This is a genomic window from Rhodococcus sp. BH4 (genome assembly GCF_002079265.1).
GTDB classification, from domain to species: Bacteria; Actinomycetota; Actinomycetes; order Mycobacteriales; family Mycobacteriaceae; genus Rhodococcus_F; species Rhodococcus_F qingshengii.
This window is the reverse complement of sequence record NZ_CP014941.1, coordinates 1,732,064-1,746,543: the sequence shown is the minus strand read 5'-3', so window position 1 is coordinate 1,746,543 and position 14,480 is coordinate 1,732,064. Positions and strand designations below refer to the sequence as shown.

Here is a 14,480-nt window from a genome sequence, read left to right as displayed (position 1 = left end):
CTAGTCCTTGTATGAGTTGATCAGTGGTGCGTGTGACCGCAGTTGACGTCGAGACATTGCCCTGTGATGGCCCTCGCTGAATCGGACAGGAGGAAGACGACAGCGTTTGCGATGTCATCTGGCTCCGGCAATCGGCGCAGATCGGCGCCCGCTGCGATCTCGTCGTAGATCACCTTGGGGTCGACTCCTGCCGCCGCCGCCTTCTTCTCGAACATGTTCTTGACCGAGTCCGCCCAGATATAGCCGGGAGCAACCGAATTGACTCGAACGCCCTTGGGACCGAGATCGATCGACAAACTGCGTGCCATTGCCAGGAGCCCGGATTTCATGATGCGGTAGGCCCCGAACCCGGGAAGCTGGTTGCGCAACACCATGGACGTGACCATCACGACGGACCCGTGCGACTCGATCAATGCCGGAGCAAATTCTCTGGTGACGTTCAACGCCGCGAGCAAGTTGATGTCGATGCCCGACTGGATGGACACCACGTCGGCGTCCAGGAGCGGGACCTGCGCGGGTTGAACAAATGCGTTGTTCACCAAGCAATGCACCGCACCGAACTCAGCGACAGTTGTCTCCGCCAACGAAGCGATCGAATCGACGTCGGTGAGGTTCGTCGGTACGGCCAACGCGATTCCGCCGCGGTCTCGAATCTCCCTTGCCACCGATTCCAAGCGCTCGGGTGTGCGGGCAGCCAGAACAACCTTCGCTCCGGCCGCCGCACTCTGCAGCGCAATCGAACGACCCAGCGCCGGGCCCACTCCCGAGACGACGACAACCTTGCCTGCCAGCAGGCCCTGATGGGTCAGCACAGCGCCTGCGGATCGAGAACAACACTCAGGAAGATGATCTTGCCGTTCTCGTCGAACTCGAACACGTCGGTGGCAGCGAAGTCAGGGATACCGGCGCGCTGCACCCGAAGCTGCATCGCTGCGTACTTTCCCGTCACCGAAATCGGACCGAGCAGGCTGACTGTGAAATCGACCTGCGCGTTCGCGGTATCGAATTCGCGAATCTCGTCGATGCCGCGGTAGGTCTGGACCCCCAGCGGTTCGTGTTGAACTGCGTCGGGCGCAAACAGCGCAACCAGTCCGTCGACGTCGTGACTTCCGAGACACTTGACGTAATCTTCTACGGCAGAAACTATTTCAGCCCTGTCAGGCATGGATGCTCCTCATGTTCAGGCGGATCAAGAAATGGTTCCGCGGGCGCGGAGATGGTCGACGATCGCGATCGCAGCGTCCTCGGTCGTCGTGACACTGGTGTCGATGTGAATGTCAGGGTTCTGCGGCGGTTCGTACGGCGAATCGATTCCGGTGAAGTTCACCAACTCGCCCCGTCGAGCCTTCTTGTACAGCCCCTTGGGATCTCGCTCCTCTGCGACGGCAAGAGCGGTGTCGACGAAGATTTCGACGAACTGTTCGTCGCCGATCAATTCGCGGGCGGCATGACGCTCGGCCTCGAACGGTGAAATGAAGGACGCGAGCACGATCAGACCGGCGTCCGCCATCAGTCGGGTGACCTCGGTGACGCGACGGATGTTCTCGACGCGGTCGGCTTCGGTGAATCCGAGGTCTCGATTCAGCCCGTGACGGACGTTGTCTCCGTCGAGGAGGTAGGTGTGCGCGCCGAGTGCGTGTAGTTGACGCTCGACATCGTTCGCGATGGTCGACTTTCCCGAACCGGAGAGACCGGTGAACCACAGAACTGCGGGTTGGTGTCCCTTGAGCCTGGTGTGCGCGGCCTCGTCGACGTCCACGGATTGCCAGTGAATGTTGTCCGATCGACGCAGCGAGTGCGTGATCATGCCCGCACCGACAGTGCCGTTGGTAAGGCGGTCGATGAGGATGAAGCTACCGGTGTCACGGTTGCCGACGTACGGGTCGAACGGGACCGGTCGATCGAAACTGAGGTTGCACACACCGATTTCGTTGAGCGCGAGAGTAGTCGTTGCGGTCTTCTCGAGAGTGTTGACGTTGATCTTGTGTTTCGGTTTGGTGATGCGCGCAGTGACTGTGACGGTACCGATCTGGCACAGGAACGGCCGTTCTGGCAGCATGGGAGCCTCACCCATCCAGACGATGCAGGCCTCGAACTGATCGGCTACGGCCGGCGGATTGTCGCCGATGGACAGCACATCACCGCGACTGATGTCGATCTCGTCGGCGAGCGTGATGGTGACCGAGCGGCCCGCACCGGCAACGTCGAGGTCGCCACCCATGGTCACGATGCGCTCGACTGAGGACGTCTTTCCACTGGGGAGCACGCGGATGGGATCTCCGGGAGATACGGTGCCGGAAACGATCTGGCCGGAGAATCCGCGGAAGTCGAGGTCCGGCCGGTTGACCCACTGCACCGGCATCCGGAACGGAGCCGCGGCGGCAGCATCGTCGATGTCCACGCTTTCGAGATGCTCGATCAGGCTTGGTCCGGAGTACCACGGGGTATTCGCACTGCGCTCGGTGAGATTGTCACCCATGTATGCCGACATCGGGATGGCGACGAACCCGTCCAGACCGATCTCGTGAGCGAACTCTGCATAATCCGCGGTAATGGCATCGAAGACCTCTCGCGAGTAGTCGACGAGGTCGAGTTTGTTCACGGCAAGCACCACGTGCTTGATCCCCAGCAACGACACCAGATACGAGTGCCGGCGGGTCTGGGTCAGTATCCCCTTGCGGGAATCGACAAGGATCACAGCAAGATCGGCGGTCGACGCGCCCGTCACCATGTTTCGGGTGTACTGCTCGTGCCCCGGAGTATCGGCGACGACGAACTTGCGTCGCTCGGTCGTGAAGTAGCGGTAGGCGACGTCGATCGTGATGCCCTGCTCACGTTCGGCGGCGAGGCCGTCGACCAGGAGCGCGAAATCGAGCCCCTCCCCCTGGGTTCCGCTCTTGCGCGAATCGGCTTCGAGCGCCGTCAACTGGTCGTCGAAGACGAGTTTCGATTCGTAGAGCAGACGGCCGATCAAGGTGCTCTTGCCGTCGTCGACGCTGCCGCACGTGATGAATCGCAGCATGCTCTTGTTCGCATGACGTTCGAGGTACGCCTCGATGTCGTCAGCGATCAGATCCGAGGAAACAGTCATCAGAAGTACCCCTCTTGCTTCTTCTTTTCCATCGACGCGCTGGAGTCGTGGTCGATGACCCGTCCCTGGCGTTCGGAAGTGGTGGTGAGCAACATTTCCGAGATGATCTCGGTCAGGCTCGTGGCGGTCGATTCGACGGCTCCGGTCAGCGGGTAGCAGCCGAGGGTGCGGAAACGAACGCTCTTGAGTTCCGGAGTCTCTCCCGGCAGCAACGGCATCCGGTCGTCGTCGACCATGATCAGCGCACCGTCCCGCTCGACGACGGGCCGCTTGTCGGCAAAATACAGCGGAACGATCGGAATCTCTTCCTGGCGTATGTATTCCCACACATCCAGCTCGGTCCAGTTCGAGAGAGGGAAGACGCGCAGGCTCTCGCCCGGCGCTTTGCGGACGTTGTACATCCGCCACAGTTCCGGTCGCTGCTGCTTGGGATCCCAACGGTGCGCAGCTGATCGGATCGAGAAGATGCGTTCCTTGGCGCGGGATTTTTCTTCGTCACGGCGGGCGCCGCCGAATGCAGCGTCGAACTTGTAGTGATCGAGGGCTTGTTTGAGGCCTTCGGTCTTCCACATGTCGGTATGGACAGCGCTGCCGTGAGTGAACGGGTTGATCCCCTGCTTCACGCAGTCCGGGTTGGTGTGGACGATCAGATCGAGATCGCCTGCAGCGGCGGTACTGTCACGAAGTTTGTACATTTCACGGAACTTCCACGTGGTATCGACGTGCAGAAGCGGAAACGGCAGCTTCGACGGATAGAAGGCCTTGCGCGCCAGATGCAGCATCACGGCGGAGTCCTTGCCCACCGAGTACAACATCACCGGGTTCTCGCTCTGGGCAACAGCTTCACGCATGATGTGAATGCTCTCGGCTTCGAGTCGTTCGAGGTGCGTCAGTGTCGCGGTCATCGGCCCAGTTCCTCCAGTGCTTTCGGGGCGAGTTCGGGTCGGCAGATCAGCAGATCCGGCAACCACGGGTTTTCCTGGTTGTAGCGCAGTTCGCTGCCATCGATACGCGAAACATGCAGTCCCGCAGCATGTGCGACAGCAACGGGCGCCGCCGAATCCCACTCGTACTGTCCGCCCGCATGTGCGTAGATGTCTGCCTCACCCGAGACGACCGCCATTGCTTTGGCTCCGGCGGATCCCATTTCGATCAACTCCGCGCCCATCGAGTCGGCCATGCGCATGACCGGTTCCGGACGACGCGTCCGCGATACGACGACTCGAACCGGCGTCGCGGCATCCCGTTCGGTCCGATCATCGCTGCTCGAATAGGTGACGCCAAGGGCAGGCATTGCGACCGCACCGGTTGTGAGGACACCGTTTTCGGTCAGCGCAACATGAACGGCCCAGTCCGATCGTCCGGCCTCGCCGTACTCACGGGTGCCGTCGAGAGGGTCGACGATCCACACCCGATCCGCAGCCAGCCTCGCGAGGTCGTCAGCCCCTTCCTCCGACAGCACTGCATCCGCAGGAAAGCGTCGGGCAAGTTCGGCGACGATGAATTCATGACTGAGCCGATCGGCCGCGTTCTTGAAAGTCGCGACATCACCGTCGTTTTCGCCGAGGGATTTCCGATGGTCGAGCAGAAGTTCTCCAGCCGCAGCGGCGATGTCGATCGCCGCGCGTTCATCGTTAGTGCGTGTCATAGGTACTCCACAACTGTGTAGACCTCCCGATCGATACGGGAAGAAAGGTCAGGCAGACCGCAGAGTGTCCAGCGCTTTGCACTGGCCTCGATGTGGTCTGCGCCATACCGTAACACCAGAATGAACGATGTTCATTCTATTTCGAACAATGTTCATTCTATGATCTGAGTCACATTAGTTTCTGGGTGGCGTTCGACAACGAACAGTGTTCGATGTGAATTGAGGATGCCGACCACCGCGACTACGGTGATCAAATGAGCAGTACCAGCAGCAAGTCGATCTACGGCGACGCCGAAGTGCGTCGACGCCGAACTCTCGACGCGGCGATCTCGCTTCTGGACGAAGGAGGCTACTCCGCGCTCACGATCCGCGCTGTCGCCAAACGAGCCGGCACCAGCACTGGCCTGATCTACCAGTACTTCGTCGACAAGCAGGACATCTTCGCCGCCCTCCTCAGCGAAAGTCAGCTGGAAATGGCGGACTTCGTGAACTCGCTCCCCCGCGAGCAAGGACTGAGCGCCTTACTCGAGTCCATGATTTCCGAGTTTGCTCGGCACTGGGCACGGGTGGGTCGACTTACCACCACTTGGCGCGACATCGAAGGCATGGCCGGGTCCGACCGAGAAAGCATGCGGGAACTTCACGCATCCGTAGCGGTCTACAACTCGGCATTGATTCGAGCGCTCACCGAATCTGCTGCAGCCGAAGGGAGCCGGTTGATCGACGACCCCGCGTTGATCCATCTCGTGCTCTCCGGACTCAAAGGCCTGTCGGACACCATCGTCATCAACATCGCCAAAGAAGTCACACCCGAGTACTTCGTGAGCTTCTCCGCCCGGGCGCTCGCGCGGTCCATCACGGAGTGACGGACCGACACCTTACGAACGAACGAGGCGAGCGATGGCCGCCTGAGCTTCCTTGATCTTGACGTCCGCTTCCGGACCACCCTGCTTGGCAGCTTCGACGACGCAACCCGCAAGGTGGGCGTCGAGAAGCTTCAGGGACACGGACTGCAACGCGCTCGTCGCGGCGGATACCTGGGTGAGCACGTCGATGCAGTACCGGTCGTCTGCGACCATGCGTGAAATTCCGGCTACCTGACCTTCGATACGACGAAGGCGCTTGAGCAGATCGTCCTGCTCGGGGCTGTAACTACTCATACCGCAACTATACCCCCTACCCGTATGAGGGCTACTGCGATGCGACGAAGCCCACCCGGACGCGGCGCACGACATCGATGGCCATCAGCCCCGCAACCAGAATCGACAACCCGGCGCCCGAGATCCAGAGACCGTCGTAGTGCGTGCTCTCGAACGGTGGAGCGCCCTCCAGTATCGGTCCGAAGTCGGACGTCGTCGTACCCGCTCGCCAGCACACGACCGCCAGAATCGTTGCGGCGACGATACCGAGTACACCGATCCACGTCTTCACGTCGACACGCGGGGATGGCGGTGGCTCAGTCATCGGCAGACCCGTCCGGTTCGACACCAACCACAACGACCTGACTCAACGCCTCGCGCAGTGCCTGATCGTCCTTTGCCCACGCCCGCACCAATCCCCCGGTGGTCAAACGTAAGCCGATACCGTGCCGACGCCTGGGCACTCCGGACAGCTCACCGAGCGCGCGTGCCGTTTCCCACGGTTCCATTTCGTCCTCGTAGGCAGCGTCGTCGGACTCCGGGAACACCTCGGCGATCTCGGTGATCGGCACCTCTTCGGTTCCCTGACGCAACGTGGTCGCCGTCAGAAGTACGCTCGCGTGCCGCCGTGCTGCGATCACCTGCACGTAGACCAATCCGGTGAGGATCACGGCGAACATCGCCAGACCGAACCAATGCACCACCGGGCCGGTGAACAGCTCGATGACCAAGGCGATCAGGCAGAAGATCGGACCGAACGCGATGGCCCACCACCGAGAACCCGGTTCGTAGTACAGAACGTCCGGGCCGATTTCCGGCGCGCGATCAGCCACGGGCAAACCAACTTCGGGTGGTGTCGCGGTAGATCGCGACGCAGGCACAGATCAGCATGACGGGAACAACCAGCGCGAGCACGGTACTTATCCCGGCCACGACCAGCGCGATCTGCAGCACCGCGAACACTCCGGACACGATCACCAGGATCCGTCGGCACAGCGCCCTTCCGGCGCGAGTGGGACCGGCGAGGCCGCCGATCGCGAGGCCGGTCAACAGCAGAACCAGCCCTGACACCCGCACGAAGGTGACGTAGATGTCGATGTTTCCGGCCGAAACGCCTTGATCGGTGAACTGCTCACGCAACGAATACGAAGCGCTGGTGACATTGATCAGGCCGAAGAGTATGAGCAGGAACGCGCTGGCGATCCACAGCCAGAATGCTGCCTCGACAGCCGTCGGGCGCCTGACCTTCGTAGAGATACTCACGGGTTCAAGTGTGCGCTATCCGCTGACGATGCCCGGAATCATGAGCATCAGGAGTGTCACCAGAACAGAGGCTCCGAGGATCGCGAACAAGATCACTTCGGTGCGTGAACCACGTTGGCGCAGAGGCGCGTCGTGGGTGCTTTCCGTACGCAGGGCTTCCTGAGAACTCATCGCGTCCGACCTCTCCCCTACTACTTCAGTGACCCGTTTCACAGTACCCCGAGCTACCTACCGGTTCCCCGCCGGGGGGAAACGAAGAAAGTACGGATTGGACTCTTTTCGGTGCATCATCACGATCGCCCCGACAGCAGCAACTGCCTGCAGGATTTCCGCTCCGCCGAACAGCAGAGTGGCCGCGCCGCCGTCTCCGCCGAGCCCGAAGATCACCGGGATCGCGGATACCAGCATGAAGACGCCACAGAACGTCAGCAACATTCGAGCCCAGTTCTTGCCGCGACTCATCGCGCGCACGAACAGAAGGAACACGGCGGTGACGATCACGACCAAAACCGCAGAGAATACGATGACCAGTGGGAACATGCCCTCCACGTCGGAACGCGTCAGACCGGCGTCGACAGCTGCCTGATTTCTGAGCATCTCGTCGACGAACATCGACTTCTGCCCGAGCAGCATCCAGATCATCGCGCCGCCCTGGACCAACCCCAGCGCCGTCACAGCCCACCACAACTGAATCGCAGTCACGACGTCCGTCGGCGGCTCGGGTTTCGGCGCAGGTCCCGGGTATCCGTTGTAACCGGGGCCGTATCCCGGGATCTGACCCGTCGGCATCGGTCCGAGTTCGCGGTACGGCTGATTCTCGAACGGCTGGTTCTCGTAGGGAGGTTCCCGGCGGGGCGGTTCCTGGCGCGACGGCGGCCACTGCTCGGTCATGACACCAGCGTATCGGTCGATACCGGCGCAGCCACCATGCGTGACTCCGTCACAGCCATCCGGCAACTTCCGACGCCCAGTACGTGAGGACCACGTCGGCACCGGCGCGGCGAATGCTGATGAGCGATTCGAGAATCGCCGCGTCCCGATCGATCCACCCGTTCTGCGCGGCCGCAGTGATCATCGAGTACTCCCCCGAGATCTGGTACGCAGCGACCGGAACCGGGGACCGGTCGGCGGTCTCACGCAGAATGTCCAGGTAGGACATTGCAGGCTTGACCATCACCATGTCGGCGCCCTCGGCGACGTCGAGGTCTACCTCGCGCATCGACTCGCGGCGATTGGCGCCGTCCTGCTGATACGTACGACGGTCGCCTTGCAGTGAGGATCCGACGGCTTCACGGAACGGCCCGTAGAACGCTGACGCATATTTCGCGGCATAGGCGAGCTGGCCGACATCGACATACCCCGAAGCATCGAGTGCACCACGGATCGCAGCCACCTGACCGTCCATCATGCCGCTGGGGCCGAGCAGGTGCGCACCCGATTCAGCTTGCGCGAGAGCCATTTCTACGTATCGGATCAAGGTCGCGTCGTTGTCGACAGCGCCGCCGGCAGTCAACACGCCGCAGTGGCCGTGATCGGTGAACTCGTCGAGGCAGGTATCGGCCATGATGACCGTCGAATCGCCGAGTTCGTCTGCCAGAGCGCGCAATCCGACGTTGAGGATGCCGTCGGGATCGGAGGCACCGGACCCCTGGGGATCCTTGTCCTCCGCCTTCGGGACACCGAACAGCATCAGGCCACCGACGCCGGCTTCCACCGCTTCCACCGCTGCGGACCGCAGCGAATCGAGGGTGTGCTGGAAAACGCCTGGCATGGAACTGATCTCACGCGGTGCGTCGATGCCGTCGGCGACGAACATCGGCAAAACGAGGTGCCGGGGTTCGAGCGAGGTCTCTGCCACGAGTCGCCGGAGCGCAGGAGTGCGCCGGAGCCGGCGAGGGCGATGAGTAGGAAACACGAGAAGTAGCCCTCCTTCGTCGGAACCTGTGAGCGGTTGAGGAGTCCACAGACTCCTCAACCCCTCACGGGTGCGCTAGCGCCTTCGAGACTTCTTGCGCGGGGGCGGCAAAGCACCTTCGGCGCGCAGACGAGCAGCATGCTCGGCGAGAGCCTCCACCAGCGGTCCCACCTGCGAGGTCTCGGGCTGCACGTCGACGCGCAGACCGAACTCGATAGCGGTTTCGGCCGTCTTCGGGCCGATGCACGCGACCAACGTGCGGGCGTGCGGCTTGCCGGCGATGCCGACGAGGTTGCGCACGGTCGAGGACGAGGTGAAGCAGACGGCGTCGAATCCACCGGTCTTGATCATCTCGCGGGTCTCGGCCGGCGGCGGCGCTGCCCGGACGGTGCGGTAGGCGGTGACGTCGTCGATCTCCCAACCGCGTTCGCGCAGGCCCTCTGCGAGGGTTTCGGTCGCAATGTCCGCCCGCGGCAACAGAACCCGGTTGACCGGATCGAAAACGTCGTCGTACGGGGCGAATTCGGCCAACAGGCCTTCGCTGGACTGCTCACCGGTCGGGATCAGCTCGGGGTTGATGCCGAACGAGCGCACCTTGGCTGCGGTTGCTTCACCGATGCAGGCGATCTTCACACCGGAGAAGGCGCGAGCGTCGAGGCCGAACTCTTCGAACTTCTCCCACACTGCGCGAACAGCATTGGTGGAAGTGAAGACGACCCACTGGTAGCGACCGTCGACGAGTCCCTTGACCGAACGCTCCATCTGAGCCGGGCTGCGAGGCGGCTCGACGGCGATGGTCGGAACCTCGATCGGGATCGCTCCGTGAGTGACCAGACGGTCGCTCATCTCGCCGGCCTGATCCTTGGTGCGCGGCACGAGGACGGTCCAGCCGTACAGAGCGCGCGATTCCCACCACGACATCTTGTTGCGCTGCGCGACAACCTTGCCGACGGTGACGATGAGCGAGCCCACTAGTTCGGATCCGGCTTCGTTGAGCGTCGCGAGAGTTGCCTCGACGGTTCGCTGCTGACGAGTGGTACCGCGGACGGTGATCGCAGCAGGCGTCTGCGGGGCCAAGCCGTTCTCGACCAGCGCGCTGGCGGTCTCGGCGAGATGTCCGGACGTCGCGTGCAGGACAAGCGGTCCCGGTGCAGCGGCCAGAGCAGCCCAGTCGACTTCACCGCGAACGTCGGCCTCGGTGTGACCCGAGCCGAGCGCCATGCCGGCGTAGCTCGGCACAGCCGAACCCGAAGGCAGACCCGGGAGAACCTCGAACTGAACCTGCGTACGGGCGACTGCGGTGACCTCTGCGATCACGGAATCCGTGGTCAGCGGGTCGCCGGAGACCAGACGCACGACGTCGTGGCCGTTCTTGGCCTCGTGCACCAATGTCTTTGCAACCTCGGCAGGCTCGCCGAGTGCCGGACGCACGTCCGCGATCAGCTCGCCGGTCTCCTCGTCGCGGCCCATGTCGATGCCGACGAGTGCGACGACGCCCTTGTCGACATCCGGATCGGTGAATGCCATTGCGGCGCCGGTGAGGACGTCACGTGCGCGAACGGTGAGCAGGGCGGGGTCGCCCGGTCCCGATCCCACGAACAGGATCCGTCCGGGAGTGTTCTTTCGGACTCGGGTCATCGGTGATTCTCCAGTGCGCTGTATCGAAATGGGAACTTGGTGCAAGTGCAAAGTGGGGCGTCAAACATCGGCTGCCTCGCCTGTAGTCACGTTCATCAACTCGCGGGCGCCGAGTTCGAGTAACTCGCGCGCTACCGCTCGGCCGAGTTCCTCGGCCTTGTCCGGCGCACCCACGGCGCCGGTACGGATGACGTCCGAACCGTCGATGGCGGCTGCGCAGCCGCGTACCGACAGTTCGTCGAAGATTCTGCCGTCGTCGTCGAGGGATTCGACGATCTCCGCGATCGCTCCCACCGGAGCGGTGCAGCCGGCTTCCAACTCGGCGAGCAGGGCGCGCTCGGCCGTAACTGCCGCCCGGGTACCCGCGTCGTCGTGCTCGGCGAGGATCGCCGCCAATTCCACATTGGCAGAAAGGCATTCGACGGCCAGAGCACCCTGCGCCGGAGCGGGGAGCATCTGCACGGGCTCGATGTTCTCGGTGATGAGATCGAGCAGACCGATACGAGACAGGCCGGCGCGAGCGAGGATCACGGCGTCGAGTTCACCGGATTCGACCTTGCCGAGACGGCGCTGCAGGTTGCCCCGCAACGGCACGATGTCGAGGCCGAGACCGAGTGCCTTCAGCTGCGAAACACGGCGCGGCGCCGAGGTTCCCACCTTGGAACCGGCCGGAAGCTCCCCGAGGACCAGACCGTCACGGGCGACCAGCGCGTCACGCGGATCTTCGCGTGGGGGAATCGCCGCGATGACGAAACGCGGGTCCTGCGCGGTCGGTAAGTCCTTGTAGGAATGCACCGCAACGTCGACGCGGTTGTCCACCAAGGCTTCTCGAAGCTCTGCCGTGAACACTCCGACGCCGATCTTCTGGACGGGATCGGTGGACTGGTCGCCCTTGGTCTTGATGATGACCAACTCGGCGGGATGTCCGGCCGCAATGAGGGCATCGCGCACGGTACCGGCTTGCGTGGTCGCGAGAAGACTTCCGCGAGTGCCGATCCGCAGCGGGCTCCCCGATCGAGGGGTGGTGACGCTCATGCCTGCAGGTCCCTTCCAGTGCGGTCGCCGTCCACCAGATCGGTGGGTGTGGCCACGGCCGCGGGAGATCCGGGGCTGAGTTCGAAGAGTTCGCGCAGCGCTGCTGCGTAGGAGTCGCCGCCGGGGGCCGACGCGAGTTGCTTGACGCGCACGGTCGGGGCGTGGAGCAGCTTGTCCACGACGCGTCGCACGGTGCGTGCAACCTCGTCGCGCTGCGGATCGTCCAGGCCGGGCAGACGCGAATCGAGTCGCATCAGTTCGGCTTCGACGACGTCGGCGGCGCGCTGACGCAAAGCCGTCACGGTCGGAGTGACCTCGGCGAGGCGCTGTCCGGCAAGGTAGGTCGCAAGCTCGCCGGCGACGATGGTGCGTGCGGCATCTGCGTCAGAGGCGGCGGCGCCTGCCGCTGGATCACGCTGCAGCGTCTCCATGTCGAGAACGGTCACACCCGGCAGGCCGGCGACGGCGGGATCGATGTCGCGCGGCAGCCCGAGGTCGCAGATGACGAGGTGCTTGGTGTTGTCGCGATCGGGCTCGGCGAGTGCGCGGTGCACATCCGCCAGGGTGACCACTGCCCCGACCGCGCCGGTACAGGTGACCATGACATCTGCCTGCGCCATCGCGGCCGAAAGCTGATCGAAGGCAACACCGTCGGCGTCGACGCCGTTGGAGCGTGCCGTCTCTGCCAGGTGCTCGGCGCGTTCCTGTGTCCGGTTGACGACGACGATGCGTGCGATTCCGGCGCGGGTGAGATGCGCAACCGACAGACCGCCCATCGAGCCTGCACCGACAACCACGGCAGTGCGGCCGACCAGGCCGCCCTCACCGATGATGCCCGCTGCACGATCGAGAGCCACCGACACGACTGATGCTCCGGCGGAGTCGATTCCGGTTTCGGAATGCACTCGCTTGCCGACGCGCAGTGCCTGCTGAGCCAGTTCGTGGACGACGCGTCCGGCGGCCTGCTGCGCATCCGAAGATGCGTAGGCCGAACGGATCTGGCCGAGGATCTGCTGTTCGCCGATCACCATGGAATCGAGGCCGCTGGCCACCGCGAAGAGGTGCTCGACGGCTGCTTCGCTGTAGCGGACGTACGCGTGAGCGTGCAGCGCTGTCAGGTCGAGACCCGAATGGTCGGCCAGGATTTCACCGACCTCGGTGAGTGCACCGTGGAACGCGTCCACCACCGCGTAGACCTCCACCCGGTTACAGGTGGAGACGATCATCGCTTCGGAGATGTGCGAAGACGCCAGAAGCTTGTCGATCAGCTTCGGACGATCGGTGTCGGTGACAGCTACTCGCTCGAGCACCGGGACGGGCGCGGTTCGATGCGAGACCCCGACAAGCAGAACACTCACGGCGCGATCACTGATCCGTTTCTTGTCGAACCTGCTCCGACCGGAGCGGGTGAACTGGTGGATGGGACTGACGAAGCGGATGCGGCGTGAGCCACTCGTACTCGCGGCGCGCTGGATGCCTGATCGGCATTGCGCGCACTGTTGAAGGAGAGAACCTGCATCTCGACGGCTAGATCTACACGTCGCAGTTCCACGTGATCGGGAACGTCGAGGGCGATCGGCGAAAAACTCATGATGCAGCGCAGCCCGGCGCTGACGAACTGGTCGCACACGCCCTGAGCTGCCTCGTCCGGTGTGGAGATGACGCCGATGGTCGCATTCAGTTCACGGCAGGCGACGGTCAGTTCCTCGGTGCTGCGCACGACGAGATCCCCGACTCTGCTTCCGATTCGATCTGCATCACTGTCGAAGAGTCCGACCATCTCGAAACCGCGGCGGCTGAATCCGCCGTAGCCGACCAGCGCCTTGCCGAGGTTTCCGACTCCGACGAGAACGACCTTGTGCCCACGATCGAGTCCGAGTGCACGCTCGATGCGGATGCGGAGCCTGTTGACGTCGTACCCGACGCCACGGACACCGTTGGGTCCGAGGAACGACAGATCCTTACGCAACTTCGCTGATCCGACACCTGACGCCTGCGCGAGTTCCTCGCTCGAGACGATGGAGGTACCCCGGTCGGACATCACTCCGAGGACCCGCAGGTATGCGGCCAAGCGCGTCACCGTAGCCTGGGGGATGACGCGATCCTGAGCGATCGGGTCGGTAACCGAGGCGCTGGAAGCGTCGGTGACGGAAGAGCCCGCAGCGCCGGTGACGCGCTGAGCCACAGGCTCATGCGTCTGGTGCGGTTCGGTCACGTCGCTGGCTCCTCGTCCGGTCGACACGACTGTCGACCTCCACGATGCTCCGGGGGAATGTTCACACCACGGTAACCGCTTGTGAACCCATGCACAAAGTTGCTCGAGACGGGTTCGATGTGCCGTTCACCTGCAAAGCGGCTCCGCGGACAACTTTGAGGGTTGCCTTACTTGCGTAAATCGTCACGAAGGCGCTCCTCGTCGACTTCCCAGTAACCGTGCTCGCGTCCGTCGAGAAGAATGACGGGCAATCTGTCTCCGTACTCCGCTCTCAGCTCTGGATCCGTCGCGGCAGCTTCGTCCACGTCGATGCACGTCAATTCCAGCTCGAACTCGGAACAGACCCGTCGCAGGACCTCCGCCGCGCCGACGCAGGACGCGCATCCTGCGCGTGTCAACAGGGTCACTTCATGCGTAGCTGCAGTCATCGACGCATACCTTTCTTCTACGGGGACGCCATCTACTTGATCGGTCGAGTGTGCCTCCGGAGCCCCACTCGGTGCCAAATCGGCGGAGAGGAACGTCACACACCACAG

Annotated in this window: 18 protein-coding genes; 1 reads left to right on the top strand and 17 read right to left on the bottom strand. The window is 63.1% G+C overall.

The features are described 5' to 3' along the window. Nucleotides 1-20: 20 nt before the first annotated feature. Genes A0W34_RS08220 through A0W34_RS08200 form a run of 5 tightly spaced genes read right to left on the bottom strand, consistent with a single transcriptional unit; the run spans nucleotide 21 to nucleotide 4,739 of the window. Nucleotides 21-812 (bottom strand): SDR family oxidoreductase, encoded by a 792-nt coding sequence (locus A0W34_RS08220; RefSeq protein WP_064074195.1) that lies wholly within the window; start codon nucleotides 810-812, stop codon nucleotides 21-23. Then, the gene (locus A0W34_RS08215; protein ID WP_070162618.1) at nucleotides 806-1,165 is read right to left on the bottom strand and encodes a nuclear transport factor 2 family protein; all 360 of its coding nucleotides are present in this window, start codon (nucleotides 1,163-1,165) and stop codon (nucleotides 806-808) included. Before A0W34_RS08215 ends, A0W34_RS08220 begins: the two co-directional genes overlap by 7 nt. A gap of 24 nt (nucleotides 1,166-1,189) precedes the next feature. Then, the gene (gene cysN, locus A0W34_RS08210) at nucleotides 1,190-3,091 is read right to left on the bottom strand and encodes a sulfate adenylyltransferase subunit CysN (RefSeq protein ID WP_081557557.1); all 1,902 of its coding nucleotides are present in this window, start codon (nucleotides 3,089-3,091) and stop codon (nucleotides 1,190-1,192) included. Beyond that, on the bottom strand, nucleotides 3,091-3,996 hold the full coding sequence (gene cysD, locus A0W34_RS08205) for a sulfate adenylyltransferase subunit CysD (protein ID WP_019744365.1): 906 nt from the start codon (nucleotides 3,994-3,996) through the stop codon (nucleotides 3,091-3,093). The genes cysN and cysD overlap by 1 nt, the downstream gene beginning before the upstream one ends. Further along, nucleotides 3,993-4,739, bottom strand: coding sequence for a 3'(2'),5'-bisphosphate nucleotidase CysQ (locus A0W34_RS08200; RefSeq protein ID WP_042453014.1), 747 nt, complete (start codon nucleotides 4,737-4,739; stop codon nucleotides 3,993-3,995). The genes cysD and A0W34_RS08200 overlap by 4 nt, the downstream gene beginning before the upstream one ends. Nucleotides 4,740-4,993: 254 nt before the next feature. On the opposite strand from A0W34_RS08200, the gene A0W34_RS08195 reads away from it, so the two are divergent. Next, on the top strand, nucleotides 4,994-5,605 hold the full coding sequence (locus A0W34_RS08195) for a TetR/AcrR family transcriptional regulator (protein ID WP_003942004.1): 612 nt from the start codon (nucleotides 4,994-4,996) through the stop codon (nucleotides 5,603-5,605). Nucleotides 5,606-5,617: 12 nt separating this feature from the next. On the opposite strand, the gene A0W34_RS08190 is transcribed toward A0W34_RS08195, so the two are convergent. The 12 genes from A0W34_RS08190 to A0W34_RS08140 form a co-directional block, all read right to left on the bottom strand. Then, a complete protein-coding gene (locus tag A0W34_RS08190; protein ID WP_003942012.1) occupies nucleotides 5,618-5,899 on the bottom strand; it encodes a metal-sensitive transcriptional regulator in 282 nt (93 codons plus the stop codon). Between the two features lie 31 nt (nucleotides 5,900-5,930). Further along, complete coding sequence (locus A0W34_RS08185) at nucleotides 5,931-6,203, bottom strand: hypothetical protein (RefSeq protein ID WP_051649637.1); 273 nt, start codon at nucleotides 6,201-6,203, stop codon at nucleotides 5,931-5,933. Continuing rightward, entirely contained in the window at nucleotides 6,196-6,711 is a 516-nt protein-coding gene (locus A0W34_RS08180; protein WP_003941872.1) for a hypothetical protein, read from the bottom strand. The genes A0W34_RS08185 and A0W34_RS08180 overlap by 8 nt, the downstream gene beginning before the upstream one ends. After that, nucleotides 6,704-7,141, bottom strand: coding sequence for a hypothetical protein (locus tag A0W34_RS08175; protein ID WP_003942066.1), 438 nt, complete (start codon nucleotides 7,139-7,141; stop codon nucleotides 6,704-6,706). The genes A0W34_RS08180 and A0W34_RS08175 overlap by 8 nt, the downstream gene beginning before the upstream one ends. 15 nt (nucleotides 7,142-7,156) lie before the next feature. Then, the gene (locus tag A0W34_RS33150) at nucleotides 7,157-7,312 is read right to left on the bottom strand and encodes a hypothetical protein (protein ID WP_003941930.1); all 156 of its coding nucleotides are present in this window, start codon (nucleotides 7,310-7,312) and stop codon (nucleotides 7,157-7,159) included. A 57-nt stretch (nucleotides 7,313-7,369) separates the two neighbouring features. Then, nucleotides 7,370-8,032, bottom strand: a complete 663-nt coding sequence (locus A0W34_RS08170; RefSeq protein WP_003942024.1) for a hypothetical protein — start codon at nucleotides 8,030-8,032, stop codon at nucleotides 7,370-7,372. 49 nt (nucleotides 8,033-8,081) lie between these two features. After that, nucleotides 8,082-9,056 (bottom strand): porphobilinogen synthase, encoded by a 975-nt coding sequence (gene hemB, locus A0W34_RS08165; RefSeq protein WP_007735309.1) that lies wholly within the window; start codon nucleotides 9,054-9,056, stop codon nucleotides 8,082-8,084. A gap of 75 nt (nucleotides 9,057-9,131) precedes the next feature. Continuing rightward, nucleotides 9,132-10,694 (bottom strand): uroporphyrinogen-III synthase, encoded by a 1,563-nt coding sequence (locus tag A0W34_RS08160; RefSeq protein ID WP_003941969.1) that lies wholly within the window; start codon nucleotides 10,692-10,694, stop codon nucleotides 9,132-9,134. Nucleotides 10,695-10,754: 60 nt separating this feature from the next. Continuing rightward, the gene (hemC, locus tag A0W34_RS08155; RefSeq protein WP_081557556.1) at nucleotides 10,755-11,729 is read right to left on the bottom strand and encodes a hydroxymethylbilane synthase; all 975 of its coding nucleotides are present in this window, start codon (nucleotides 11,727-11,729) and stop codon (nucleotides 10,755-10,757) included. Further along, nucleotides 11,726-13,087, bottom strand: a complete 1,362-nt coding sequence (locus A0W34_RS08150) for a glutamyl-tRNA reductase (RefSeq protein ID WP_003941867.1) — start codon at nucleotides 13,085-13,087, stop codon at nucleotides 11,726-11,728. Before A0W34_RS08150 ends, hemC begins: the two co-directional genes overlap by 4 nt. After that, complete coding sequence (locus A0W34_RS08145) at nucleotides 13,084-13,971, bottom strand: redox-sensing transcriptional repressor Rex (RefSeq protein ID WP_007735314.1); 888 nt, start codon at nucleotides 13,969-13,971, stop codon at nucleotides 13,084-13,086. The genes A0W34_RS08150 and A0W34_RS08145 overlap by 4 nt, the downstream gene beginning before the upstream one ends. Nucleotides 13,972-14,111: 140 nt before the next feature. Next, on the bottom strand, nucleotides 14,112-14,372 hold the full coding sequence (locus tag A0W34_RS08140; RefSeq protein ID WP_003941953.1) for a glutaredoxin family protein: 261 nt from the start codon (nucleotides 14,370-14,372) through the stop codon (nucleotides 14,112-14,114). Nucleotides 14,373-14,480 lie beyond the last annotated feature (108 nt).